This is a genomic window from Paenibacillus sp. FSL P2-0121, assembly GCF_037975345.1.
Classification (GTDB): domain Bacteria; phylum Bacillota; class Bacilli; order Paenibacillales; family Paenibacillaceae; genus Paenibacillus_AQ; species Paenibacillus_AQ odorifer.
Map to the genome: position 1 here is coordinate 200,583 of NZ_CP150245.1, position 26,758 is coordinate 227,340.

The 26,758-nt window shown below is 44.3% G+C and carries 20 protein-coding genes; 10 read left to right on the plus strand and 10 right to left on the minus strand.

Annotated features, from left to right (window positions below):
• The first annotated feature begins 118 nt into the window (after nt 1-118).
• From MKY54_RS00975 to MKY54_RS00990, 4 genes are all read left to right on the plus strand, one after another.
• On the plus strand, nt 119-5,482 hold the full coding sequence (locus MKY54_RS00975) for an S-layer homology domain-containing protein (protein ID WP_339189109.1): 5,364 nt from the start codon (nt 119-121) through the stop codon (nt 5,480-5,482).
• Nucleotides 5,483-5,855: 373 nt separating this feature from the next.
• Complete coding sequence (locus MKY54_RS00980) at nt 5,856-6,038, plus strand: hypothetical protein (RefSeq protein ID WP_139329976.1); 183 nt, start codon at nt 5,856-5,858, stop codon at nt 6,036-6,038.
• Nucleotides 6,039-6,322: 284 nt separating this feature from the next.
• Nucleotides 6,323-7,630, plus strand: coding sequence for an aminoacetone oxidase family FAD-binding enzyme (locus tag MKY54_RS00985; RefSeq protein ID WP_081388342.1), 1,308 nt, complete (start codon nt 6,323-6,325; stop codon nt 7,628-7,630).
• A 31-nt stretch (nt 7,631-7,661) separates the two neighbouring features.
• Nucleotides 7,662-8,978 carry an NAD(P)/FAD-dependent oxidoreductase gene (locus tag MKY54_RS00990; RefSeq protein ID WP_076126895.1) on the plus strand — a complete coding sequence of 439 codons (1,317 nt, stop codon included), beginning with the start codon at nt 7,662-7,664 and terminating at the stop codon, nt 8,976-8,978.
• Nucleotides 8,979-9,182: 204 nt separating this feature from the next.
• Here the strand turns inward: MKY54_RS00990 and MKY54_RS00995 are convergent, their stop codons facing one another.
• Together MKY54_RS00995 and MKY54_RS01000 are read right to left on the minus strand one after the other, a co-directional pair.
• Nucleotides 9,183-9,629 (minus strand): YdeI/OmpD-associated family protein, encoded by a 447-nt coding sequence (locus MKY54_RS00995; protein WP_076279925.1) that lies wholly within the window; start codon nt 9,627-9,629, stop codon nt 9,183-9,185.
• A 51-nt stretch (nt 9,630-9,680) separates the two neighbouring features.
• Nucleotides 9,681-10,151, minus strand: coding sequence for a DinB family protein (locus MKY54_RS01000; protein WP_179086836.1), 471 nt, complete (start codon nt 10,149-10,151; stop codon nt 9,681-9,683).
• 283 nt (nt 10,152-10,434) lie between these two features.
• Here MKY54_RS01000 and MKY54_RS01005 point away from each other — a divergent pair, with 283 nt between their 5' ends.
• A complete protein-coding gene (locus MKY54_RS01005) occupies nt 10,435-10,632 on the plus strand; it encodes a helix-turn-helix domain-containing protein (RefSeq protein WP_076126901.1) in 198 nt (65 codons plus the stop codon).
• Nucleotides 10,633-10,714: 82 nt separating this feature from the next.
• Here MKY54_RS01005 and MKY54_RS01010 read toward each other — a convergent pair whose 3' ends face one another.
• Entirely contained in the window at nt 10,715-10,891 is a 177-nt protein-coding gene (locus tag MKY54_RS01010; protein ID WP_169744731.1) for a hypothetical protein, read from the minus strand.
• 343 nt (nt 10,892-11,234) lie between these two features.
• Between MKY54_RS01010 and MKY54_RS01015 the strand changes: the two genes are divergently transcribed.
• Nucleotides 11,235-13,406 (plus strand): pectate lyase, encoded by a 2,172-nt coding sequence (locus tag MKY54_RS01015; RefSeq protein ID WP_339189112.1) that lies wholly within the window; start codon nt 11,235-11,237, stop codon nt 13,404-13,406.
• Between the two features lie 142 nt (nt 13,407-13,548).
• On the opposite strand, the gene MKY54_RS01020 is transcribed toward MKY54_RS01015, so the two are convergent.
• From MKY54_RS01020 to MKY54_RS01030, 3 genes are all read right to left on the minus strand, one after another.
• Nucleotides 13,549-13,770 carry a helix-turn-helix transcriptional regulator gene (locus MKY54_RS01020; RefSeq protein WP_076126905.1) on the minus strand — a complete coding sequence of 74 codons (222 nt, stop codon included), beginning with the start codon at nt 13,768-13,770 and terminating at the stop codon, nt 13,549-13,551.
• 200 nt (nt 13,771-13,970) lie between these two features.
• Nucleotides 13,971-14,768, minus strand: coding sequence for a WYL domain-containing protein (locus tag MKY54_RS01025; protein ID WP_339189114.1), 798 nt, complete (start codon nt 14,766-14,768; stop codon nt 13,971-13,973).
• Complete coding sequence (locus MKY54_RS01030) at nt 14,755-16,068, minus strand: WYL domain-containing protein (protein ID WP_339189116.1); 1,314 nt, start codon at nt 16,066-16,068, stop codon at nt 14,755-14,757. The genes MKY54_RS01025 and MKY54_RS01030 overlap by 14 nt, the downstream gene beginning before the upstream one ends.
• Nucleotides 16,069-16,297: 229 nt before the next feature.
• On the opposite strand from MKY54_RS01030, the gene MKY54_RS01035 reads away from it, so the two are divergent.
• The 3 genes from MKY54_RS01035 to MKY54_RS01045 are packed head-to-tail and all read left to right on the plus strand — an operon-like array spanning nt 16,298 to nt 20,969.
• Nucleotides 16,298-17,089 carry a nucleotidyltransferase domain-containing protein gene (locus MKY54_RS01035; protein WP_076126909.1) on the plus strand — a complete coding sequence of 264 codons (792 nt, stop codon included), beginning with the start codon at nt 16,298-16,300 and terminating at the stop codon, nt 17,087-17,089.
• A gap of 25 nt (nt 17,090-17,114) precedes the next feature.
• Nucleotides 17,115-18,380, plus strand: a complete 1,266-nt coding sequence (locus MKY54_RS01040; protein ID WP_076192611.1) for a class I SAM-dependent methyltransferase — start codon at nt 17,115-17,117, stop codon at nt 18,378-18,380.
• Between the two features lie 3 nt (nt 18,381-18,383).
• Complete coding sequence (locus tag MKY54_RS01045; RefSeq protein ID WP_339189117.1) at nt 18,384-20,969, plus strand: metallophosphoesterase; 2,586 nt, start codon at nt 18,384-18,386, stop codon at nt 20,967-20,969.
• 214 nt (nt 20,970-21,183) lie between these two features.
• Here the strand turns inward: MKY54_RS01045 and MKY54_RS01050 are convergent, their stop codons facing one another.
• The 3 genes from MKY54_RS01050 to MKY54_RS01060 all read right to left on the minus strand — a co-directional run bounded on the left by MKY54_RS01050 (nt 21,184) and on the right by MKY54_RS01060 (nt 24,868).
• On the minus strand, nt 21,184-23,565 hold the full coding sequence (locus tag MKY54_RS01050) for a N,N'-diacetylchitobiose phosphorylase (protein WP_076192607.1): 2,382 nt from the start codon (nt 23,563-23,565) through the stop codon (nt 21,184-21,186).
• Nucleotides 23,566-23,780: 215 nt separating this feature from the next.
• Nucleotides 23,781-24,389: a zf-HC2 domain-containing protein gene (locus MKY54_RS01055; protein ID WP_339189119.1), complete on the minus strand. Its 609-nt coding sequence runs from the start codon at nt 24,387-24,389 to the stop codon at nt 23,781-23,783.
• Nucleotides 24,386-24,868, minus strand: coding sequence for a sigma-70 family RNA polymerase sigma factor (locus MKY54_RS01060; RefSeq protein ID WP_339189121.1), 483 nt, complete (start codon nt 24,866-24,868; stop codon nt 24,386-24,388). Before MKY54_RS01060 ends, MKY54_RS01055 begins: the two co-directional genes overlap by 4 nt.
• A 205-nt stretch (nt 24,869-25,073) precedes the next feature.
• Between MKY54_RS01060 and MKY54_RS01065 the strand changes: the two genes are divergently transcribed.
• Nucleotides 25,074-25,415 (plus strand): nitrous oxide-stimulated promoter family protein, encoded by a 342-nt coding sequence (locus MKY54_RS01065; protein ID WP_036687189.1) that lies wholly within the window; start codon nt 25,074-25,076, stop codon nt 25,413-25,415.
• Nucleotides 25,416-25,463: 48 nt separating this feature from the next.
• Here the strand turns inward: MKY54_RS01065 and MKY54_RS01070 are convergent, their stop codons facing one another.
• Entirely contained in the window at nt 25,464-26,615 is a 1,152-nt protein-coding gene (locus tag MKY54_RS01070) for a glycosyltransferase (RefSeq protein ID WP_339191097.1), read from the minus strand.
• Nucleotides 26,616-26,758 lie beyond the last annotated feature (143 nt).

The following is a 26,758-nucleotide window of genomic DNA, read 5'->3' on the forward strand; positions in this document are numbered from 1 at the left end:
GACAAGATAGGCTTCGTAAGGCTATTGTCTATAAATTTTTATTTTGTATTATTTATTTATAATGTAATTATATTACATAAAGTATTATATTGATATTTATATGAAATGGGGAGAAACATTGAGAGAAAGAATTCTAACTCTATTCATGACGATTGCTATTCTATTCACGACAATCACACCCGGGTTGGTACCGAGTGCTGAAGCAGCAGGAGGCACAGTTACAAAGACCTATACAGCAACTGCTGATACGATGCAATTAAATGGTCAAGCGGAATATAACGGAATCTATGATAATGACGGAGATGGTTATCTATATGTCGGCATGAGCAATAATGACGGCTTCGTCAATGTGCGCAATAGAATGGCCGCATCTTTCAATTTAGGTGCTCCAGAAGGGACCATTGTATCAGCAGAGCTGGTTGTGACGGTTGCTACTGTATTAAGAGTCCCGAATCACACGCTGTACATGGAGGCAAGGGGCTCTGCTGCGAATAGTTTGGACCATAGTTTTAATGGTACCTTCCCCTTCGTAGATGTGAATAGCCCTTTTTCAGATAAATTTACGGCGAAAAGCACTGCGGAAGTGCCGATGGGCACTTATCTTCAGGATCAATCGATTACTTTCAATGTTAAGAGTGCTGTCGATGCCTTTACGGGTGGTTCTGATCGCACAGTAACTTTTACACTTAACGGCAATGAAGCAGATGCAGACAGCGGGAGATTTTTATTGTATTCCTTAGAAGCTTCGAATGCTGCATTTCGCCCGAAGCTAGTCGTTACTTATGAGACCGGACCGACGAATACCCCGCCTACGGGCTCTTTCAAAATTGCGGAGGGAACAGCGACAAGCGCCAGCACAGTCAATCTATCCGTAACAGGTTCAGATCCTGATGCAGGTGATAGTGTTACCCATATGAGATTTGCGAATAGCGTTGCTAATTTATCGGCGGCATCTTGGTTGCCTTTCAGCAATACAGCAACATTCAGTCTAAGTGGAGGGGATGGGGCGAAGAACATCTATATGCAGGTGAGAGATTCCAACAATGCGATATCTGCCAGTTCTTCTCAGATCATTCTATTGGATCAGACAGCACCAACAGGTGCACTGATTATTAATGATGGTGCTGCATGGACGAAATCAGAGATGGTCACTTTAAAAGGAACCTATACGGATGGAAGCGGCTCAGGAGTTGAGCAGGTGCGTCTCTCCAATGTTAATGGGACTTGGCAGACCAGCTGGTTCAGTATCGCTGATCTGAACGGGAGGTCATGGGTCCTTCCGGCTGGACAGGGAGTCAAAAACGTATATGTACAATATAAAGATAGAGTTGGTAATTCGAGCAACTCAACTATTAGTAGTACAATTACAGTAGATACAATAGCTCCTGTTATTACAAATGTAGTGAATAACATAGTATATAATAGCAAAGTTAATCCTCTATTTTATGAAGGCAGCGGATTGCTTAATGGGAGTCCCTATACCAGTGGTACAGACATCACCCAGGATGGAACGTATACACTGATCGTCACCGATCAAGCAGGCAATAGTGCGACGGTGGTTTTCAAGGTTGATACGATAGCACCTACCGTAACGGGAATAGCGAATGGTGTAATATACAACACAATCAAAACGATTACCTTTAACAAAGGAACCGCGACTTTAAACGGAGCTGCTTTTGTTAGTGGTGCACAGGTTTCACAAGATGGTGTGTATACCCTGATTGTAACGGATACAGCAGGCAATGTAACAACGATTAACTTTGAGATAGACACAACAGCACCTAAAATTAAAGGGGTAAGCGAGGGCGGGGTTTATAAGTCGGTAACTCCCAGTTTTAATGAAGGAACAGCGCAGCTGAATGGAACTGCTTATATGAGCGGTACAAGGATTGATCAGGATGGTGTGTATACGCTGGTTGTAACCGATACAGTAGGTAATGTAACAACGGTTAACTTTGAGATCGAAAATGTGGCGCCAATTGTTACGGGAGTAATGGAGGGCGGAATTTATATATCGGTAGTTCCTAGTTTTAATGAAGGGACAGCGCAATTGAATGGAACTACTTATACAAGCGGTACAAAGATTGATCAGGATGGTGTGTATACGCTGGTTGTAACCGATGCAGCAGGCAACGTCACGATGGTGAAATTCATCATTGACAGAACCGCTCCAACCGTCACCGGCGTTGTTTACGGGGTGAGCTACAACACCGACAGAACGATCACTTTTAACGAAGGTACGGCAACGTTGAACGGAGATCCATTCGCAAGTGGCGAGACCGTTTCCGCTGAAGGCGACTATACACTCATTGTGACCGATGCGGTGGGCAACGTTACGACAGTCAGCTTTACGATCCACAAAACCGGCCCAACCGTTACTGGGGTTGTTTACGGATCGAGTTATAATACCGACAGAATGATCACGTTTAACACGGGAATCGCAACGTTGAACGGCGATTCCTTTGCTAGCGGATCTGAAGTCAGTGCCGAGGGCGACTACACACTCATCGTAACGGACGCGATGGGCAACGTCACAACCATTGCATTCACGATCGATAAAACAGTCCCGATCATTAGCGGTGTGACCGACGGCTCTATCTATAACACGAATCAATCGATTACGTTCAATGAAGGTACGGCGACCTTGAACGGAGATCCATTTGCAAGTGGCGCAACCATTTTCGCCGAAGGTGACTATACGCTTGTGGTGACGGATGAGGCGGGTAACGTTACGACGGCCAACTTCATCATTGACAGAACCGCTCCAACCGTCACCGGCGTTGTTTACGGGGTGAGCTACAACACCGACAGAACGATCACTTTTAACGAAGGTACGGCAACGTTGAACGGAGATCCATTCGCAAGTGGCGAGACCGTTTCCACTGAAGGCAACTATACACTCATTGTGACCGATGCGGTGGGCAACGTTACGACAGTCAGCTTTACGATCCACAAAACCGGCCCAACCGTTAATGGGGTTGTTTACGGATCGAGTTATAATACCGACAGAATGATCACGTTTAACACGGGAATCGCAACATTGAACGGAGATCCCTTTGCTAGCGGATCTGAAGTCAGTGCCGAGGGCGACTACACACTCATCGTAACGGACGCGATGGGCAACGTTACAACCATTGCATTCACGATCGATAAAACGGTCCCGATCATTAGCGGTGTGACCGACGGCTCTATCTATAACACGAATCAATCGATTACGTTCAATGAAGGTACGGCGACCTTGAACGGAGATCCATTTGCAAGTGGCGCAACCATTTTCGCCGAAGGTGACTATACGCTTGTGGTGACGGATGAGGCGGGTAACGTTACGACGGCCAACTTCACCATTGACAGAACCGCTCCAACCGTCACCGGCGTTGTTTACGGGGTGAGCTACAACACCGACAGAACGATCACTTTTAACGAAGGTACGGCAACGTTGAACGGAGATCCATTCGCAAGTGGCGAGACCGTTTCCGCCGAAGGCGACTATACACTCATTGTGACCGATGCGGTGGGCAACGTTACGACAGTCAGCTTTACGATCCACAAAACCGGCCCAACCGTTACTGGGGTTGTTTACGGATCGAGTTATAATACCGACAGAATGATCACGTTTAACACGGGAATCGCAACCTTGAACGGAGATCCCTTTGCTAGCGGATCTGAAGTCAGTGCCGAGGGCGACTACACACTCATCGTAACGGACGCGATGGGCAACGTTACAACCATTGCATTCACGATCGATAAAACGGTCCCGATCATTAGCGGTGTGACCGACGGCTCTATCTATAACACGAATCAATCGATTACGTTCAATGAAGGTACGGCGACCTTGAACGGAGATCCATTCGCAAGTGGCGCAACGGTTTTTGCCGAAGGTGACTATACGCTTGTGGTGACGGATGAGGCGGGTAACGTCACAATGATTTCTTTCACAATTGATCGAACAAACCCGATTATAACCGGTCTAACTGTAGGAATAAGCAACTACACCAGTCCGTTGACGATTGGATTTAATGAAGGTACCGCTACATTAAACGGTCAGCCCTTCACAACCGGAACGAGAGTTATATCTTCTGGCAACTACACGCTAGTCGTCATCGATGAAGCAGGAAATCAGACGATTGCCACGTTTACGCTGAACATCTCGACTCCTGAATCCGGTTCAGGTTCAAGCTCAGACCCAAGTACAAGCTCAAGTACAAGCTCAAGTACAAGCCCAATTCCAAGCTTAGGGCTAGAGATCGAGATCAATGGAGTTAAACAGAAGGATTTAGCCAAAGAAACAACTGCTGTTATGAACGGAAAGAAAGTGACAACGGTAACCATCGACGAGAAGAAATTATCGCGTTACCTCGATTCCTTACCCGATAAGCCAGTCATTAACATACCGGTCCATAATGATTCAGATCGTGTTCTTCTGCTCTTAAACGGTCAGCTTATCACAACACTGAATGACCGAAACGCAGTTATTCTAATTCAAACGGAGCTTGGTTCCTATCTTCTAGCTGCCAACCGGATCGATTGGAGTCTTGTCACGAAGCGTTTCGGTTCGGAGGATGCACTGCGAAACATGGTGATTCAAGTCGAGATTACCAATGTACCAGAAAGCGATATCGTGCAACTTGCTAATAGTATAGGGAAGGCAAGACTCTTGTCGCCGCCGATTGATTTCAACATCACAGCAGCACATGGCGGTAAGACGATTGAGCTCAACAAGTTTCTTAGCTATGTCGAGCGGACGATTGTCATTCCCAATTCAGCAGATGATCACAATAAAAATATAACGGGGATTACGATGACGAAGGATGGAAACATCGTGCCGGTACCTACCCGAATGATGAGGGAGAACGGCAAGACCTTTGCTGTCATTTATAGCCTGACAAATAGCGTCTATGCCGTTATAGAGAATGACAAAACCTTTGCGGATATTCAGAATCATTGGGCGAAGTATGATATCGAACAAGTAGCGTCCAAGCTGATCGTCCAAGGTGTCACTGAATCGAGCTTTCAACCGAACAAGCAAATTACCCGAGCTGAGTTCACGGCGATGTTGGTCCGGGCTCTCGGATTACACACGGTTGATCAGCCTACCAGCTTTACTGACGTCAACAGCGGGCAATGGTATTACGAAACGGTCTCCATTGCGGAAGGCTACGGGTTAGTTACGGCAAGTAACAACAGCCAGTACACTCCCAACGAGAAGCTAAGCCGAGAAGAAGCAATGGTGTTGCTGGGGAAAGCCATGAAGCTTGCTGGGATGGATACAGCGATTTCCGATAGCGAAGCCGCTCAACAGCTTAGCACATTCAAAGACCATCATTTGCTCGACTTGTCTGCAAGAGCGGCAGCTGCACTTAACGTTAAATACGGAATTATCATAGGCAATCAAGGACAGCTTACGCCGAACAATGTCATTACACGTGCCGAAGCTACCGTCATTTTACAACGCTTGCTCGAAGCGGCCAAACTGAGTTCGTAACAGCAAGAACCTTCAACCACAAGCTAAGTGGTTGAAGGTTCTTTTTTGTGTATATTTAGAGGAACTCGTCATGCATTACCTCGTGATCACCCATTACAAACTCCTGCTCAGCCGTTATTTGCCCCTTCTAGATTTGATCGTACTTGCGAAGTTTGTAATTAACCGCTTCGAACGCTTCGTCTAGGTCTTGTTGTCGTTGCAACTCTTTTTTATGCTACTCAAGGATCGCCTTTCTTTATAGGAGAGTTTGTTTTCCTTGAATGGCTAAATCAGTGTAATAAAGATGCTTCCAAAGGCAAAGTTACGGATATGTCTACCGCAAGCTCTTATGCAGTGAATCTAATTAAAGATGAAGCAGAAGCTAGTATTATCAATGGGAAGAAGAATGGCGTATTTGATCCGCTGGGCAATGCCACACGCGCATCGATACGCTGACCAAGGAATGATCTTAAACTATGCTACCTCGCCGAACATCCGAATCATCACACGGCGGCGAATTGTGGATTTGTACAGCCATGGCTCGGCTCCATATGGAGTACTATTGAAGACACCATGAAAGGTGTCTTTTTTCATATTTTCAGAATATGATCTGGACTATGCGTGGCGGTTCAAAAAAATGAGTATCTTGCTAGATCCAGTATCTTTCGTATGTGGAATTAAAGATTGCAGTGAAGAAGGTGTGAAGAAAAATTTAAGGTTCTATATAGGGATAAAAAAGGCAAACCTAGGATAGGAAGAGTTAATAGGGAGATATAAATGAAAACCAGTATACTTATGCTATAATTTAATAAAGTGACTCTGTGTTTTAGAAAAATTGGATAAAGGATGCATTGACCAACCATGTATGAGAATCAGACTTCTATGCACCACAAGCTGTTTATTATCGGCGCAGGTGCTGCCGGACTAATGGCCGCCGTTACTGCGCGGGATATGGGTATCGATACTGCCATTCTGGAGGGTAACGACCGGATTGGAAAGAAGATATTAATGACAGGTGATGGCCGCTGTAACATTACGAATGAATCCACTGCGACGGGTACGGATGAAGCAATTGCTTTATCGCACAAGTATCACAGTAATCAGGCCGGATTTCCACTTGCGGTATTGCAGCAATTTGGCATCCGTCAGACTATAGATTTTTTCTCCTTTCTCGGGCTTCCACTTACAAGATTGAAGGAGGGCTTGATGTATCCAATGTCGCTGCAGGCAGCAGCGGTGCTGGATATTTTCCAGCTTGCGCTGGAGGATCGGAATGTTCCGGTATACCTCAATAACAAAGTGTTGGATGTTACTGTTTCGAAGAATCATCCGCGCTTCAAGATAAAATGCCAAACGGAGACAGAGGAGGAGGTTGTTTATACTAGCGACTATCTACTTCTATCTGCGGGTGGCCTTGCCGGTCCAAATGCGGGAAAAGAACCTCCTGGGTATACACTTGCCGAACGTCTGGGGCACACCCTGATTGAGCCTTTGCCGGCCATTGTGCAATTGAAGCTGCAATATCCGAATATGAGGGCACTGTCCACTATCAAATCTCAGGGACAAGCCCATATCATTGTGAACGGTAAAGTCATCTGCAGTGAACAGGGTGAAATTGCCTTCACGGATTATGGTATTACCGGCCCGCCAATTCTTCAGCTAAGCAGGAAGGCTGCGTATCATCTTGCAAGAGGAGAACAGGTAACATTGTCGGTTGATCTGATGCCGGGCCGCACGGAGGAAGAGTTAGTTGAGTTTTTAGAAAGGCTCTGGGAGACCTTTGGACACCGGACGGTTGCGGATTCTCTCGTTGGCATCTTTAACAAGAAGCTTGTTACGGTCCTACTCAAGGAGACCGGCTTAGATCAGCAACCACAGCTGCTTTGCCAGGCTCTGTCGTTGAAAACTAAGGGGAAATTTTATCAAATCTTGAAGCGTTGGGAATTTAAAGTGACGGATACCAATGGCTTTACGAATGCGCAAGTGACAGCCGGCGGCATTGATACGTCGGAACTCATCGAAGGAACGCTGGAATCCAAGCTGGTGCCTGGGCTGTATTTGGCTGGCGAAGTGATGGATGTCGACGGAGATTTCGGCGGCTATAACCTGCAATGGGCCTGGAGTTCCGGATATGTGGCCGCCATGGCGCTAGCTAAGTCAATTCAATAAATTTATTAGGAAAAGGGATGCATCAATTAACATGTATAAGGATCAGACTTCTAAGCACCACGAGCTGTTCATTATCGGTGGGGGTGCTGCAGGTCTAATGGCTGCAGTTACAGCGAGGGATCAAGGTATTGATACAGCAATTATTGAAAGCAATGACCGGCTTGGGAAGAAAATAATAACGACGGGTAACGGGCGTTGCAACATTACGAACCAATCCACCGCCACCGGTACGGATGAAGCGGCCGCTTTATCACGCAAGTATCACAGTAATCAGGAAGGATTCCCAATACATGTATTGCGGCAATTCGGTGTCCGCCAAACGATCGAATTTTTCTCCTCACTCGGGCTTCCTTTTGTAAGCTTGGAGAATGGCCGGATGTATCCGATGTCGCTGCAGGCGGCTTCGGTGCCGGGTGTATTTAAGCTGGCGCTGGAGGATCGGAATGTTCCCGTATATTATAAACATAAAGTGTTGGATGTTACCGTTTCGGCGGGACATCCGCGGTTCGCGATAACCTGCCAGACGGAGACAGAGGAACAGGTTGTGTATACCAGCGACTATCTTTTTCTATGTGCAGGCGGCCTTACCGCTCCCAAAACGGGAACGGACGGATCCGGTTATACGCTTGTCCAACGCCTGGGGCACACCCTGATCAACCCGGTGCCAGGCATTGTACAATTGAAGCTGGATTATCCGTATTTGAAGGAACTATCGGGCATCAAATTTGAGGGAGAGGCCCATGTTATCGTAAACAATGAAGTCATCCGCACTGAGTCTGGTGAGATTCTTTTTACGGACTATGGTATCTCGGGCCCGCCCATACTTCAGCTCAGCAGAAAGGCTGCGTATAATCTCGGAATAGGAGAATCGGTGACATTGTCGGTTGATTTAATGCCGGAGCGGACGGAGGAAGAGTTAATTGATTTTCTGGAGATCCACTGGGGGATCTTCGGACACCGGACGGTTGCCGATTCTTTTGTGGGCATCGTCAGCAAGAAACTGATTCCAGTTCTGCTGAAGGAGGCTGGAATTGATCAACAGCCGCACTTGCTTTGTATGGATTTATCATGGAAAACCAAGAAAATATTTTATCGAATCTTGAAGCATTGGGAATTTAAAGTGACCGATACCAATAGCTTCACGAATGCACAAACAACAGCCGGTGGCATCGATACGACGGAGCTAATCGAAGGAACGTTAGAATCTAAGTTAGTCCCTGGGCTGTATTTGGCAGGTGAAGTGATGGATGTGGATGGAGATTGCGGCGGCTATAACCTGCAATGGGCTTGGAGCTCCGGCTACGCCGCTGCTATGGCGCTTGCTAATCGACGTGCCAGCACCACGTAAGGGGGCAGAGGGTTGCTGACTCTTAAACGATCACCTATTACTATGGCAGAGGTTTGCTGTAACAAGTCTGGTTTTAGTAATGTGAAAGCGATGAGGATTGTTTCTCATCGCTTTTTCTGTGATTTTTTAAAGTTTTGTGCTCATTTTATTCGTTGCTTAACTCTGATGTCTTTATTTTACCTCAACTTTATTGTCGTCCCTTTATTAATCCTTAAGTTTATCGATTAGAGTTAGTATTCGTCTATTTTTTGTATCTTCCTTTTTAGCAAGCTCAATATAATTAATCTGCTCTCGTTTAATGTAATCAGGCTGGTTTAGAAATGTATTCAGCATGTGGTACTCTTCAAGGTTTGTAGTAATGTAATCAGGTACAATCAGTTTACGATTTTCCTCACATTTCTTAAGTATTATATGTAATGTATCACCGAGCTCTTTTTGTACTGCTCTTCGAATAAATTCGTTATAAACAAAATAATGCCCATTCTTTGACGGCAATAAAGTATGGTCAAATTCGTGCCCGTCAACAGAGATTTGAATAGGTACTTTACCATTAGTATTGAATATCTCCCTTACTGAATAGGGGAAATAGACTACTTTCCATTTCATTTTACCTTCCAGCAGCCTTATCTCACTATCAAATTCATAAACCATACTAAATAACACTCCTCGTGGTAAAGAAGCTGATTTCGGTCACTAATTTTATCATAGCCACTTTGCTGTTTGTAGGTGATTCGAATTCAATATGCTGTTGCAATAACCTATATGATGTTGAACATGCCTTATCTGCATGAGGATAACATCAGTTTTAGTTATTTCTTCGTATAGTACACATGGTTCCAATAATCTGCCGTCAGTAAGTTCAGCAAAAAAATTACGAGCCACACTCAATATCTCCTCTAGGTACGTCGTCATTTCCTCCTTAGTAGGGTAGTCAGAGCACTCCTTATCTAAGTCTTCTGTTATATCTTTACCGAAGTCAGGTATTTTGAATTCTTCATCCTTCTGCTGCCTAAACCAAAATTTCATGCTGGTTGTAGCGTGGAATATATGCTTCCAGTATTTATGCTTGGCATTCTTCCAAAAATGATCAGGACATACTTCGATAAGATTCTTCAACATTTCTACGGTTGGATCAAACTGTCTTCTTAAAACAGCCACCATCTTATCACTCATGTTCATCAACTCACTTCTTGAATTTTAGAATCTTAACTTTATTCTTGTTCTCAGCAACCAAAACCTTCCATTTTACGATGGTGCATTTGGAAAATTTGTGAAACATACTCAATCACAAACCCAACTGTTAGGGGATTTTCCGTTCTTTGAACATCTTGATGATGAATAATTAGCTGAAATTGCTAAGGTATGTGGCGAGCGTACTTATATAAAAGGAGAGTCCATCTTTTTTGAGGGTGAAGAGGGAGAGGAGCACTATCTGGTTCTATCTGGAGTTGCTCACGTGTTGTTGCGTCTAACAGAACAGCACGGAGTGCCCTCTGATAAAGGTGTTCTAATCGATTTGAAATTAACGCATCAACACCTGGCGGATATGACAGGAACGGCGCGTGAGACCGTGACAAAATCATTGCTTGGATTACAGGATGAGCAGTTGATACGTATTGATCAGAGGAAAATACATTATGATGCGGCTCCATAGGTAGTAAAAGAAAAGACACCTTGAAGGGTGTCTTTTTACGTTATTGCAGCTTGAAAAGAAGATGCCAACATTATCCCCGACTTTAATGAAAGTTCCCGGTTTCATTTTCCGTGAATTTTCCGTCGCTGTCATGCTGAGATTGCTTGCGGCGATCATTACGGGCTTGTTGTTGCTGTTGGGCTTCCAGGCTGTTTACGGGCGTGGCTTCCAAATCTTTTACGGTGTTGATCAGATTCTTGTCTGGTTTATTTGCGCTCAATTGAAAATTCCTCCTTGATTACCTAATGGTTGTGAATTTTATTATGTGCTGGCTACTGTGTGGCTATTCGTGTTGTATGATCACAATCCATTCGCTGTCCTATAATCATTAGCTCAGAACACGGTTAGATATGGGAGATATGAGTAAATGATTGTTTCGGAACCTTTTTTAGTTTTGATATGTTGAACGTGTTCTGGTTCCAGAATTTGTATTATTTTCGAAGGGGGACAGGGGCTAGATGCAGGATCTCTTTCTAAATATTTAGGAGGTGAAAAGAGAAACTTCATTTTTTGCAAGCGGTTACAATGATATCTGCAACAAATTAAAATCGGGAGGAAATAAAATGAAAAAAAGAGTTGCAAAGGTAACCAGTATTGTTGTGTTGTTTTCTCTTGCTCTTTCTTTAATAGTAGGTGGATGGACAAATACGGTGGTGCATGCTGCTGGTCTTGCGGTAACAGGCAGTGGAGGCTGGAATGAAACGGCATATGTGGAATGGTCACCTGTAAGCAATGCGACAGGGTATAACGTTTATGTTAAATTGGCAAGTGCAGCGGATTCTGGGTATCAACAAATTAATAATGAGTTAATCCGCAAATATCCTTCCTACTGGAGAGCCGATGCTGTAGGGCTTGCAGCCGGAAATTATGTGATGAAAGTTGAAGCTACCTTGTCAGGGGGGGGGACGGTAAGTGCGGTTTCAAATCCACTATCCGTAACGTCATATGACCGCTCAGGATTTGCTTTTTCGACTAGCTCGCAATATGGTACGGGATCAGGGGCTTATAATGAGAATGGAACCCTCAAGAATGGTGCTCAAGTGCTGTATATAACATCTCAGACTGCGCAAACCGTAACCCTTGGTGTGAAAATCAACAGCTCCGGCGCTGTACAAACAGGGGTTGGCCTGGGCGGTATTCTGGCACTGAGACAAAAAGGCTATGATACAACTCCACTTGCGATTCGAATTATCGGAAAAGTTACAGCTGCTGATCTGAGTGGACAGCTTAACAGCAGTGGGTATCTTGAAGTCAAAGGTAAAAACAATTATTCGGAAATGAATATTACTATTGAAGGTATCGGAAATGATGCTTACGCATACGGTTGGGGAATGCTTCTAAGATATGTAGGTAATGTGGAAGTAAGAAACCTGGGTGTAATGTTATTCCCCGACGATGGCATTTCAATGGATTCTGGCAATATGAATGTCTGGGTGCATAATAATGATATTTTTTATGGAGCTGCTGGAGGCGATGCAGACCAAGCCAAGGGCGACGGTTCCACAGACCTTAAAAATGGATCCAACTATATTACAATCTCTTACAACCATTACTGGGATTCCGGAAAATCTTCGCTAGTTGGTTTGAGTGAGCCGGCTGAATTTTTTGTTACCTTCCACCACAACTGGTTTGACCATTCGGACTCCCGTCATCCGCGGATTAGAGTGGCATCCGTCCATATCTATAACAACTTTTTCGATGGTATCTCCAAATACGGTGTGGGTGTTACTACAGGTGCTTCAGCTTTTGTAGAATCTAATTATTTTAGACATGCTAAGTTTCCAATGATGATCTCCTTACAAGGTACAGATGCTTTAGGGGAGGGCACATTCTCAGGCGAAAATGGAGGTGTGATTAAAGCCTATAACAATCTTATTGTAGAGGCTTCAAGTCTCATCTATGCGAATTCAAACACAGGGACAGCTCCTGCTAATGTTACCTCATTTGATGCTTACTTAGCTTCGTCAAGAAATGAAACCGTCCCAAGCTCATACAAAGCATTAAAAGGCGGAACAGCCTATAACAACTTCGACACGAGCGTAAATACAGGAGTGAACGTATCTAATATTGATAACGTAAACAATGTTGAACAGATTGTTATGGCAAAAGCCGGACGTCTGAATGGCGGAGACTTCACATGGGAATTTAATGATTCAGTGGATGACGTTTCGTATGCGCTTAATACAGCGCTGATGTCTGCAATCAGAAGCTACACAACGGGACTTGTCTCTGTAGGGGGGAATTCAAACCCAACGAACCCGACTCCGACTCCATCAGTAACACCTACGCCATCAGTAACACCTACGCCAACAGTAACTCCTGTGCCAACAGCGACCCCAGCTCCAACAGCAACTCCTGTACCAACAGCGACTCCAGCACCGACGACAACGCCAGTGCCGACAGCGGGAGCAACCGTTCACAACTTTACTACGGATGGAACAACAAGCAGCTTCTTCAATATTCAAGGCAATCTCTCAACAAGTAAGGGAACTGTGGCCTATCAGGGTTTAACCCTAACCCAATGTCTAAAAATCGAGAGTGTTACCAGCATTCAATTCACTGCTGCTAAAGCTTCAACGCTAACCCTAGTGTTCAACACAGAGGGAACGAAAATCAAAGTGGATGGAACAAGTTATCCTATAACCAATGGCATTGCCACTGTCTCTCTAGCCGCAGGTGCACATACCATTACAAAAGATAGTACGGCGAATCTATACTATATGAAGCTGGAATAGGGGAATGGCTGCCTCTACTTTAATATGGAGATCAGAAAAGCAGAAAAGCGACCTGTAGGGGTCGCTTTTCTTTGCTTTTTCTTATGATCTTATTACTTGAGTTATTGTCGATTCAAAAACTATTAATTTTGTGTTGATTTGATTAATCTTTATCATCAACCAAATCAATAATCTCACGAATATCCTCAATATTTAAAGCTTCTGCAATTTTGCCTATATGACTAAAGTTAATATTCTCCCTTTTTCCATTAGCTAACTCACTTAATGCGGCATGTCGGACATCGGATATTCTGGATAATTCTCGTAGGGAAATCTTATGTTTTTTGGTCAATTCTGAAATTTTCACTATAACTCTCTTTCCCACTTCTAATCCCCTCACTAACTCTGAGTTTTTATCTTGACTATACGCATAAGACGGATTTTCTTTTCATGAGAATAAACCTCTCAGTTTTTAAGAAAGCTGCTGTAAGTAAGTAAAAGACACCTTAACCGTGTCCTTTACTTTACTATATAAGCACGTTTCAGCACTTCAGGATAGTTGACCAGCTTATACTAATTCTTCGGTTATTCCCCATACCGGTCAATCGCCATAGCTGCGGATTTCAGCATGCGCCGCTTAAGATGCTCACCCTCGACGATTTTTACGCGGAGGCCAAGAAAACGGATTTTGGACAATAGAAATTCGCTATCGTCTCTCATGTAGATGACTTTGATTCGATAGATGCCCGAATTTTCATCAAAGGACACGGATTTATCAAAACAGGAAAAGGCGTACAGAATTCGTGACAGCTCAGCATTAAAGGTGGGAATGACTTGAATACATGCACATTCTTTCTGATCCTCTAATAATCGTGTTATCCTTGTTTTTAAGTCATCAATCCGTTTGGCAGGGAAGGGAGCTGCTTCGACAGAAACAATGTTTTTTAGTTTAGTGGACATAAGAGAACGTTGCCGGGTACTGTACCATTGCAGATACCACTCCCGCTTATACATGTTGTATTCCAGCTTATGAGGGAACCCGGTTTGGTCAGTTCGTTGGCCTCCATGCTTAATATGGAAAGTAATAAGGATCGCTTGATTCTGCATGATTATACGGCGGAGTGTACGAAGCATTGGATGATAGACCTGCCGCTCTTTGCTTTTAGCTTTCTCCATAATAATTCCCTGCACTTCTGTGGACGCTTCTGCCTCCAATATGGAGTTCAATTTACTTAAGGTATCCAGTGTAAAAGCTGCTTCTGAGGCCGGGTGCATTAACATGGTTTTCAGCCAGGAACGTTCCTGGGAGGTCAGCGCTAATGAACCCACTTCGTCGAGGCGTGAAATGATTTGGAAGTTAAATATTTTCTCAAATGGATTCATAATAGCTGTGAATCTCCTTCCACTCAGCGATAAATTGCTTACGCAGCCAAGGGGGTTCTAATACCTCGCAGCTTGAACCAAAGCTTCGTAACCACGGCTTAATTTCATAAATACCATTCACTGTGATCTCATAAAGGAATGTAGAATCGGACTCTTCCGTAATTTCTCCCCACTGTCCCTGCGCTTCAACCCGCTCCCGAATAAAATTAACACCCGGGCGATTGGGGTTATAAAATCTTGCCACCACTTTAATCGCACGGGTGGTATCTATAACCCAGCTGTTTGTCATCTGTTCTTCCAGATTGCTGAGTTTCAGAGCAAACTCTGCTTCTTCCACAGTGTCGCCCTCCTCAATTTGAGTAAGGCCCTCCATTCGGAATTTCATGATGCCCATACGTGAATTATGTCCGATTAAATACCAGCGCCCATATTGATGGTCATAGATGACGCGGAGCGGAAGAACAGTTTCTGTGACGCCCCTTGTTTCCCGCTCAAAGAGAGGATTGGTATTCTGAGAGGCGTAGTTTTTGCCCTTTTTAGGGGATAGATATAGAAACTTGATTTTTTTTCGCTGCTGAATCGCTGCAAATATCGTATATAGGTGTGCCTCATCAAGAATACGTGAATGATAATTATATTTGTATCTATGGGTTTCCGTAGCTTCGAGGTTATAACCCCGCTTCCGCAGGACCTTTTTTAAGGTGTCGCGCAGCAGATATCCTTGCACAGACGGAGTCTGCGTGTTGGCGATGACATCAACATAGTCGTAAAGATCCAAGAGCTGATCGCCGGATAATTGATCAATCAGATCGTTAGCAGCCTTGTATCGATAAGGGCGACCTTCGTTTACACGAAGAATAACGCCAACTTCCTCAAGGTATTTCAGATCTCCACGGATGGTCTTCTCATCGGGCATTGGATAATGGGTTGGCATTTGCTCACTGCAGACATCCTGTAGATCTTTAGCTGTTAGCTCCTGAGTCTGAAGAGCAGTTAATAATAGAGTAAGCCGGATGCTCTCCGTTTCCTTAAGCGACTTCGCCCGGAACAAGAACAGGAGCAGCGGGTCGGCAGATTCATAGTAGTTATAGCGGAGCCACTCAGAGAGTTCTGTTCCTTGTTCTGTAGACAGGTCCTGTTGTAAGACGGTTACCATGCCCTTCAGGTTGCGCAGCGTTTTGTCATAGGTATGTACAGAAATGCCGAGACGATCGGCGAATTGTTGTCTGCTGTAAGCTCCCCCCGCTAAAGAGAGCATGCGAAGAAATTGAATCTCCTTATCAAAACTTTCCCGGGCCATTTGTATCCCTCCAGCCTGTAGCGAATCCATTAAAAATAGTAGTACTCATTATATTAAGCACCAGAGTTGAATAAAATGGAAGTGTTTTTGGCCGCCGCCATACTTCCGCCCTGTTCGTTACAGGGAAGATGAGCGAAGATAGATCCATGAAGCCGAAGCAATTCTGATGAGGCGTTCGAATAGTAACAAGGGTAGAGAATAGGGAAGTAACCGATCTGGAGGGATGAAGATGGATCCTATAAACAAGCTTATCCGTGAGCAGCTGGAACAGATTGAACAGGAGGAGCAAGTTACAATATTGTATGCCTGCGAATCAGGCAGCCGGGCGTGGGGATTCCCATCGCAGGACAGTGATTATGATGTGAGATTTATTTATCTGCATAAACCGGAATGGTATCTATCTATTTTTGATAAGCGGGATGTGATCGAGCGTCCTATTAACAATATGCTTGATATCAATGGCTGGGATTTGCGGAAAGCACTGAATTTATTTCGGAAGTCTAATCCACCGCTGCTGGAGTGGCTGCAATCACCCATTCAATATGCAGAAAAGTACAGTACAGCAGAGAAGCTTAGAAGCATTTCCCCGTACACATTTTCACCGAAGTCTTGTATGTACCATTACTTAAACATGGCAAGAGGGAACTACCGTGATTATTTGCAAGGCGAACAGGTCAAGATCAAAAAGTACTTTTATGTACTTCGTCCCGTTCTAGCCTGTGAATGGACTCACCGATATGGAGAGATGCCGCCGATGGAGTTCGATGTACTGGTAGAGCGGCTTATTCCGCAGGATGAAGAGCTGTGGCAGGTGATTCAGCAATTGCTGGCACGAAAAAAATCCGGTGAGGAACTAGACTACGAGCCGCAGCTAACCGCGATTAACGATTATTTAGAAGAACAGTTCCAAGTGTTGGATAAGGTGGCGGCGTCCTTGAATGCTAAGGAGAACAACAGAGATCATCAGCTGGATGCTCTATTTCGAGAAGCTTTACAGGAAGTATGGGGACGGGCCCTATAGAAAGATTGATAGGAGGAAGATGGTAGTGGCTATTGTACAACTGAAATCTACGAATCCAAAATTCACTTTTTTAATTAAAAAAAATCCAGTGACAGGTATGCAGCTTCGTCCGGTTCGTCAGGGATTGGCTTATGGATGGTATTCTGATGAGGCAACTTATAACGTTTATTTTAAGGACGCAGATAACGATATATCCTACAAGCAGAACGGAAGCGAGAGCTTTGAGTATTTAAATGTCTCCCGGTTTAATACACCTCTATTTCCGCTTAATACGGTCAATGAGTTTTTCTCTACACCCTTCAAAGCTCAGGATGAACGGGATGCGGAAGGATATGAGCATTCTTTTTTCATCAATATGGTTCAGGTTGAGCGGATACACTATATTGAATTTTTCCAAAAGCATTTAAAGGGCTATACCTTCTCCTTGCAGCATCAGGCACATAAGAGCTATTCGCTGACGATTACCACACATAAAAGCTTGTATCACCTCTTACATGTTGTTGGTGTGCTGTCCTTGTTCTTATCCATATTTGGGGATGAGTACATAGATATTTCGGATGCTATTTTGGATAAATATATCCGCAGCCTTAACGTCATTGATGCACCTTTTTATATAAGAAGTCTATTTGCAAGGAATTTCCTTACCTCTAAGGAACGGTTCAAGCGATATAAAGCCTCCATCGAACAAACAGACCAGTATTCTATTGGGCTGGAGTATGGCGGTACTGCGATGCAGCGGCGTACTTTTATTTCGAGTGTGCTTCCATTCAATAAGCCGATTCTGGACATCGGCTGCGGAGAAGGTTTCTATGCAATTCCGTTTGCCGGAAAAATAGAGAGCACCTATTATGCGGTAGATATAGCCGAGGCGTTGCTGGAGGTTGTGAATCGGAAAGCGAAAGCTAAGGACATTGATAACATTGCAACCTTTGGCTCACTGGACCATTTTCTGGAGTCGTACAATGGGGAGCAGGTTGATGTGATTCTAACAGAAGTTGTAGAGCACATGAGTGAGGGTGAAGCGGCAGAGCTTATTCAGCAAATAATCGGTAATGTGAATTTTCAACAGCTTATTGTGACGACACCGAATGCTGATTTCAATCGTTACTATGAGCTGGAAGGATTCCGGCATGAAGATCACAAGTGGGAAATGGGACAGGAAGCGTTCGGGCAATGGGTTTTGGATACGGTTCAAGGTTTAGCAGTCGAGGTTGAATATTTGATGGTTGGTGACCGGGTTGGCGAGATCCGTACGACGCAATGCGCTATTGTGCGAAGAAAGGAGGAGTAGACAGTGGAAATTCAAACGCGTGTACATACCATATTTCTGCTTGTAGGAGCAACGGAATGCGGGAAATCAACTTTTGCTAAAGAAGTTCTGATCCCGCAGTTAAAACTAGAGGATGCCTCCAAAGGTTTACGTACGAATGTGCAGTATTTATCCTCGGATAGTATCCGCCAGGAGATATTGGGCTACGACTATGATAAGTATGATCAGGTTATGCTGGAGGCGAGTTCGCATACCTTTCAATTATTGTTTGAGAGATTGAAGTTAGTCACTTCTTTTCCGATTAATGCGGAGTTTGTGGTGATGGATACCATTGGGCTATCCGAAGATTACCGTAGTAAAGTCCGTGAGATCGCCGGGCAAAATAATTATAATCTGGAGGTTATTCTGTTTGATTACCGTAAACGGGAGGATTACTACGTCTCGGAGCGCTCGAAGAAGCTGATCTCCAATCATTTAAACCGGCTGAGAAAAGAAGTCCTGCCTGTTCTGTCACGGGAAGGTTACAATAAGATTCATAAAGTGCGTGCTAAAGATTTTATTCTCGAGGGTGAAGGGATACCTAACCCGGACTACCGGGTGATTATACAGGATTGGGATACTTACGCATCTACGGTACTTCTACAAGCACAAGAGTATATTGTGGTTGGGGATGTTCATGAGTGCGTCGAAGAGCTTCAGGGACTATTACATAATTACGGCTACAGGGTGCACGAAGGTAAGTTAAGTGCAACAGATAAGCTCAGTAACACACGAGTCATTCTTGCTGGTGACTGGATTGATAAGGGCAAAAAGACACGGGAGACGATTGAGTTCTTATTTGATAACCGCGAGCATTTCCTATTTGTTATGGGCAATCACGAGAACTTTGTATACAAGTACGTAAAGGGTGAGATTCAAGGAACCGATCCGGAACTGCTAAGAACGTACTTTGATTCCACCCAAGTGCTTAAGGAGGATACCGCGCTTTTTAGTAAATTTTCGGCTTTAGTGGAGCAATCTCAGCCCTTTTACCGCTATATAGGTATGCAAGGTCCTTCTTTTTATGTTACTCATGCTCCTTGCCGTAATAAGTACATTGGTAAGCTGGATACGAATTCACTACGCCATCAGCGTAACTTTCGGCTGGATCGTGAGGTTTCCTTTGAGGAACAGCTTGATTTCCTAAAGCAAGAGGCTGTGAGTAATCACCCCTTGCATCTCTTCGGACATATTGCAGCCAAGCAGACTTTTCGGATCAAAAACAAACTCCACCTCGACACAGGGAGTGCGCAGGGTAATGAACTAACTTCTGTTCGCATGTCGTTTAAACCTTTCTATAAAAGTCAAAAATCGCATGTGACTACGGTGCACGAAGAGCTACCTATCCTGTTCCGGGAAAAGCAAACTGTATCCTTGTTAGAGCTTGATTACGAGTCTGTGCGCAGACTGCAGTATTCCTCGCAGAACCGGGTCAACTTCATCTCCGGGACGATGTCACCTGCGGATAAGGATATGGCTGCCGGTGAGCTTGAGTCTCTGCGAAAAGGGTTGGATTATTATGCCGAGCGTCGTATATCTGAAGTCGTCCTGCAGCCTAAATATATGGGATCACGCTGTAGTGTGTACCTTTACCGGGATATAGAGCAGTGTTACGCAATTAGCCGGAACGGCTACAAGGTTAAGGCGGTCGATCTGACGCCTATCTACGAACAACTGCTGCATAGATTCGGAACCTATATGGCTGAGCAGGGGATCCGTGTGCTTTTACTGGATGGCGAGCTGCTGCCTTGGAAAGCGCTGGGGGATGGGTTAATTGAGCGTCAGTTCCGGCCGATTAGCAAGGCGCTGGAGACAGAGCTGGATTTCTTAAGACAATATGGATTTGAGGAGTCACTGGGTAAACTGATACAGGATTTTGAAGCAAGCGGGTTTGAACAAGACCAGCACCATATGTCGAAAGAGGCGCTTAACAACAACTATGGGTCTCATGTTTATCAGACTTTTAAGTATGTCCGTGACATAAGAGAATCGTATGTAGATCTTGACCAGCGTGAGGAAGCTTACAGAGTATACAAGCAGCAACTGGAGTTGTATGCGGGTGATGCAGAATTAGCGTACAAACCTTTTGCAATCCTGAAGGAAGTACTGGAGAATGGTGCTGAACGGGTACCTGACGGTAAAACCTCCGAATTATACAGGTTCTTAAATGATGATGAATCTCTGGTTTTGGACTTGAAAGAGCCTGATGCCTACATCAGAGCAGAGGAGTATTTCGCAAAGATAACGGTAGAGAAACATATGGAGGGAATTGTAATCAAACCGGAGCAAGAACAGCAGGGAGTAGTCCCATATATGAAGGTCCGCAATCCGGGCTACCTGTCGATCATCTACGGGTACGACTACAAGTTTCCACATAAGTATGCCAAGCTGATGAAACAGAAGAATATCGCTCCTAAGCTTCGGACGTCCTTAATCGAACACCGGCTGGGCAGACAAATGCTAGAAGTGAAGCTGGATGAGATCTCGTCTGACAACGAGGACTACAAGCAAATTGCAGCAAACCTGTTATTCGAGGTAACGAAAGAGAAAGAGATCGACCCGAGGTTGTAGAGGATTGTTACAGGCGAAGAAACTTGGTTTGCCAATTATGAGAATGAGTTCAGGCTGTCGGGAAGGTCCCGGCAGTCTTTTTTTCGTCAATTGTATCCAGCTCAATCGCGGTCATAGAGCCGGAAGGCAAGTGTACAAGCCTCGTTCTAATTGTAAAAACAGGAGGACGCACCTTATCGGGTCCGTCCTCCTATCTATTCCTCATAAATACGCCTTAACCCATAATAACGAGCACGTTGTTTTCTGGCGCCATTTTGGCCACCGGGATCAGGTTGCCTTGAATTTCTTCACCGTTAATAACGATATGGGTAACCCCTTTTTGTACACCCTTCTTGTTCTCCACCTGGATGTTCAGCTTCTTCCCACGGAATTCCCGGACCATGGAAAAGTCTGTCCAGTCGGAAGGAACACACGGGTTGAGGCGAAGGCCATCAAATTGCGGTTGAACCCCCATAATGCCTTCCACCAAGGAGACCATCACGGTTGAAGCGGTGCCGGTCAGCCAGTGGACATGCGCCCGGCCTTGATATGGGCTGTCCTTGGACTCGACAAACTGGCCATGTACATAAGGCTCGAGTTTACGGATTTCAGCCTTATCGTTCATGCTGGCCGGACTGCAATTCAGGAAGTATTCGAACGCGCGCCCACCGTTGCCGATCATGGTTTCCGCCAGAATGAGCCATCCCTGCGGCTGGCTGAAGATGCCGCCGTTTTCCTTAGTTGAGGCGTTGAAAAGAGCCATCAACGCTACTGGCAAACCGTATTCACGGAACGGAGGGTAGAATAACATAGTGCCGTAATCGGTCCGCAGATTCTCATACACTTTGTCCATGGCGAGCTTCGCCTGATCCGGGCGGGCTGCGCCGCTTAATACGGCCCAGCTTTGTGGATTGAGCCAGATCTTGGCTTCATCATTCTCCCAGGAGCCGATGGTATAGTTGTCTTCGGTAAATCCGCGGACGAATTGATCGTTCTCCCAAGCGTGTTTTTGAATGTTATCGTCCAGCTCATCAAGCAGGCCCTGGGCCCATTGAATATCTTCAGGCTTGTTCTTATTTTGTGCAATTTCCATGAACACCTTGAATGCCATATACAGCTGGAATGCGACGAACAACGACTCACCCTTGGCTCCAAGCCGTAGGCAATCGTTCCAGTCGGCATGAAGCCCAACCGGCATGCCGTGTGCGCCCATACGATCCAGACTGAACTGAAGTGCCTGGCGCAAATGCTCGTACACTGTCCCCTCGCCTTTATCCGAATAAGGGATTATTTCATCTGTGAAATCCCAGTTGCCACTTTCATTCAAGTATTTAATGACGGTGGGGAACAGCCATAAAGCGTCATCGGCCCGATAATGGGGGTGACCGGTTTCCCGCACGTATTCTGGATCATCCGGTGTGCCCTCATGCCCAGGATTGTGATCAAATTTCACCAACGGAAGTCCACCGCCGTTGGAAACCTGGGCGGATATCATCAGTCTTAGACGTTCAAGGGCCATCTCATGATCCAGATGAATGATGCCTTGAATATCCTGCACGGTATCCCGATATCCGAGTCCATTACGAAGACCGGAGTATTGGAAGGAGGCTGCACGTGACCAGATGAAAGTGATAAAGCATTGATATGCATTCCAAGTGTTGATCATGTTGTTCAGGTTATCGCTTGGTGTCTGGACCTGGAAGCGGTTAAGCTTGCTGTGCCAGAATGCTTTTAACTCTTCGAGTTCTTTATCTACCACGGACAAGTCCTTATAATGGCTGAGAATCTCGGAAGCGCCTTTCTCATCATACTGTCCCAGTAGAAATACGATTTCTTTCTCTTCTCCCGGCTGTAAATCTACGTTAATCTGCAGGGCCCCGCAGGAGTTAGTATTGTAGTTTAATGAATTGGAGCATTGGCCGTTCTCAACAGAGGCCGGATTGCCATAACTGCGGTAATCGCCTAGGAACGTATCCCGGTCACCGTCATAAGCGGTAACTTCTGCACCTGCAGCGCCGAAGAATCTCCAGGTTTGTTCTTCGGGGGTGTTTTCATTGATGACTTGAAGGATCATATTATTTTTATAGTAGGTCCGTGAAATAAACAGAGTGTACTGAAGGTTGACGGTATCCTGCTCATAGTTGTTATTGTTGGTTAATTCAACAAATCCGAAGAGAGCCAGCTTGCGTGCTTTGGAGCCATCATTGCGCACCTTCATGCGCCACACCTCATAGGTTTTGTTCAGTGGTACATAATATAATGATTCTGTATGGATGTTATCGTAGTCCGAGACAATGTTCGTGTATCCGGTTCCATGATGGCATACCGACTTATATTGCTCCAGATCTTTACCCACTGGCTGCCAAGAGCCGGACCAATAATCCCCGTTCTCCAAATCTCTCACGTAAATATAGCGTCCGGGCTCGTCCTTAGAGTTGAAGTGGTAGCGGATATGCCGCCCATTTGCGCCAGACTTTACAAAGCTATAGCCGCCTGCGTTACCTGAGATGATTGCACCGTATTCCGGCGAGCCGAGGTAATTCGCCCAAGGGGCAGGCGTATTCGGCTTGGTAATGAGGTATTCCTTGTTTTTTCCATCAAAATAACCATATTGCATGACCATTCCTCCTATTAAGTGGTTAATGGGCCGATCTATAAACGCGCGTTCACAAAGAGGTGAAATATCCATGTGTAATTTTATTATAAGATACTTTTAGTAAATCGATAACCCTATATTTTAGCGAAAAAACGAACAAAAATGCTAACTTTTTTAGTAGGGTGTAAAGCGAAAGACACCTTAAAAGGTGTCTTTTTTTATTTTAGCGGCAATGTCTACTCCACTAGAACACCATTAACAAACGTCATAGTTTTATCTTTGAATTCAAGAATAAACTTGTTTGGAAAATCTAGATCAGTATGAATCTCCGTCCCCAACATAACTTTTTTGCCTACATCATCAAAGGGATTATGAAGTAAACCTCTAGGCGTATACCTAGTTTCAGAACCGATTACATTATTATTCTCATCGCGGATAAATTTGGTTTTTCCTGAGAACACGAGGTCCTTGCCATTTTCCAAAGTTAGATGAACTTCCAAACGATCCTTTGTCTTCTGATAATCTATAACTACATCTTTAGAGGATACAGGGAAACCGATAACAAAAAGTCCAATAAGGGCTGTAGCCAGTATGAGTACCGATAAGACGGAAAAAATGAGAGTTTTTATATTCTTTTTTTTCACTTTTTTAAAATAATTGAGTTTGTTAACTTCCTCTTTATCAATAATAGGCACACTTAGATTTGCTGTGGCGGTCATTTCATTATAGGATTGAAGGCAGCTTTCACAGGATTGCAGGTGTTTTTCGATTTCTTCGTTACTATGTACAGAGGTTAGCCTTTCAATATAGGAAGGTAATAAATCCTGAATGATCTCGCATTTCATGAAGATCTTCCTTTCATTAATTTTTGTTTTCCACGGTAAAAGGTAACTCTTGCCCAGGTCTCATCTTTGCCAAGAATTTCGCCAATTTCCCGAAAACTGAATTCTCCGGTCAAACGCAGATATAATACTTCTTTGGTGTTTGGATCAAGTAAATGAAGTTGTTTAAATAAATCCATTTTGTCCTGAGCAAAAATGAACTGGGATTCTGTTGAATTTGCGTTAGCCAAAGGAGCGTCTTCTAATTCCTCAGACTTCCGCTTGCGCTGCTTGTCCAGCTCCTGATACCACACATGTTTAGCAATTTGACAAAGCCAAACGTATACTTTGCAGGTCCCATCGTATTTATCTATCGATTTTATAGCTCTATAAAAAGTTTCTTGGGTGATTTCTTCTGCCAGCAAGTGATTATGACAAAAGCTAAATACGAATTTATATACTTGGGTTGAATATTCCCTGTATAATTGCTCGTTGTCCTCCATCCATTCACCTCCTCAAGTTATATATCCGTAAAAAGCTATAAACGTTACAAGTTTTTTAAAAAAAATTTGATTTATACAATTATCGCCTTTCAACCCCGGTATGTGAGGGAATTAAGGAGGTTCAGCGTTAAGGCTGGTTTCACAGTTGGTTTACCCTTTATAATTACATGAGATCTTATTGTACAAGTTACAAGGGGGTTCATATATGATAACAAAGGTAAACCGGCAGTTAAATGAGGGTCCTAAAATTCAAAAAGAACAAGAGCTTGTTACCAAAATGATTCGTATATATTGTAAGAAAAAACACCATCATAAAGGCTTTTGTGAGGAATGTCAGGAATTAAATGAGTATGCGCTGAAGAGGTTAGCCTATTGTAAGTTTGGTGAAGAGAAAACAGCTTGTGCCAAATGTCCTGTTCATTGTTACAAACCGGATTATCGCCAAAGAATTAAAGGGGTTATGCGTTTTTCTGGTCCGTGGATGCTGCTCTATCATCCCATTGAGTCGATTAGGCATATTCCGCTACCCAATAAATTGAGAAAATAAGTGAAAACCGGACATCATTTGATGCCCGGTTTAATGTATTTTTAGATATCATTCTCCCAGCTTTTCAGCCTTCACCAAAATCTCTCGCAAAACACGGGCAACCCGGCTTTTTCTTCTCTTTACTTTTACACTTATCCGTCTTAACGACTCTTGGTATACGGCGGTATCAATGGGTTCATAGAGCTGTTTGGCGGCAATCCGTAACGTCCTTCTCATTAATATTGCTGATGAACGTGTTGACTTCGTTCGGTATCCTCTGCGCAAGACCCGTATAGTATGTTTGTATTTCTCCAGGTCTTCGTTTGGAGGAACAAGGGCGAACAGATTTAGGGAAGAGTCATTGAACCCGTAGCTTTTGAACATGATTTTTAGATTCTCAATATTTATGAGATTTCCTCTGAAGTGGGTTGGATGTTCTTGGTGAACGCCGACAACTTCTTTGATGCTGTGAAAAGGGATTTTTAATCGATGCAGTCGATACCCAAGATCCCAATCTTCGAGTCCATAGAGGATAAACTGTTCATTAAAACCTCCAGCACGAGTTAATTGGCTGCGTCTTATGGACACACAACGCGTGACGAGTAACATCCAAGGAGCTACATCTGTGCTGGCAAATTGCTTTTTAGTATTTGGAGGAACTCTTGAGGGAAAGGTGACTTTTGATAACGTCTCCGTCTGCTGAAGGATATCATTGGGTGTGATTAATGGGATGATTTCAGTCGCTGATTCGAAGTCAGGATTCCATAAGTTAGAAGGCGAAAGTGTATTGCGGCAATGTTCTTTTTCTTCAGGAGAAAAGTCTGGGTAGTAGTGGGTATAGGCGTCATCCCAAGAGTGTGGAATACCTGAAATTATCGACTTAGGATATTTACGGTGATACTGGTTTACGATCCTAATGAATTCAGGGAATACCAGAAAATCAGCATCGCAGAAGATGACGTATTTCCCTTTTGCCTGACTCAGCCCCAGATTTCTTACGGCAGAACGGCCGCGTTGTTCCTGCTGAGCGACATAAATAAGCGGATAAGAAGTTTGAAAGCTTTCGACCATTTCCTTAGTACCATCTGTAGAACCGTCATCTGCGACGATCACCTCGAACCGATCCTTCGGATAGGTCTGTGTCTCGAATGAAGTGAGTGTAAGTAGCAGCTGCTGAAGTCGGTTATAGGTTGGAATTATGATGCTGTAACGGATAGCCAGAATGATCACCCCCACCATTTAATAAAAGCCCTTGAATAGGATAAATAATAACAATATATTCAGGGACTTTAGCCTGGTCTAGTCAAGCGCCTTTAAGGGTGGAAATAGGCAGGGGACAGGGTTTAGCACGAATCAAAGATTTT

Bases quoted from the DNA above. Each gene is read 5' to 3' on its own strand.
- MKY54_RS01015 (WP_339189112.1), top strand. From the start codon at position 11,235: ATGAAAAAAAGAGTTGCAAAGGTAACCAGTATTGTTGTGTTGTTTTCT.
- MKY54_RS00980 (WP_139329976.1), top strand. From the start codon at position 5,856: ATGGGAAGAAGAATGGCGTATTTGATCCGCTGGGCAATGCCACACGCG.
- MKY54_RS01035 (WP_076126909.1), top strand. From the start codon at position 16,298: ATGGATCCTATAAACAAGCTTATCCGTGAGCAGCTGGAACAGATTGAA.
- MKY54_RS01060 (WP_339189121.1), bottom strand. From the start codon at position 24,868: ATGGAGGACAACGAGCAATTATACAGGGAATATTCAACCCAAGTATAT.
- MKY54_RS01025 (WP_339189114.1), bottom strand. From the start codon at position 14,768: ATGAATCCATTTGAGAAAATATTTAACTTCCAAATCATTTCACGCCTC.
- MKY54_RS01055 (WP_339189119.1), bottom strand. From the start codon at position 24,389: ATGAAATGCGAGATCATTCAGGATTTATTACCTTCCTATATTGAAAGG.
- MKY54_RS01050 (WP_076192607.1), bottom strand. From the start codon at position 23,565: ATGCAATATGGTTATTTTGATGGAAAAAACAAGGAATACCTCATTACC.
- MKY54_RS00990 (WP_076126895.1), top strand. From the start codon at position 7,662: ATGTATAAGGATCAGACTTCTAAGCACCACGAGCTGTTCATTATCGGT.
- MKY54_RS01000 (WP_179086836.1), bottom strand. From the start codon at position 10,151: ATGAGTGATAAGATGGTGGCTGTTTTAAGAAGACAGTTTGATCCAACC.
- MKY54_RS00995 (WP_076279925.1), bottom strand. From the start codon at position 9,629: ATGGTTTATGAATTTGATAGTGAGATAAGGCTGCTGGAAGGTAAAATG.
- MKY54_RS01065 (WP_036687189.1), top strand. From the start codon at position 25,074: ATGATAACAAAGGTAAACCGGCAGTTAAATGAGGGTCCTAAAATTCAA.
- MKY54_RS01030 (WP_339189116.1), bottom strand. From the start codon at position 16,068: ATGGCCCGGGAAAGTTTTGATAAGGAGATTCAATTTCTTCGCATGCTC.
- MKY54_RS00985 (WP_081388342.1), top strand. From the start codon at position 6,323: ATGTATGAGAATCAGACTTCTATGCACCACAAGCTGTTTATTATCGGC.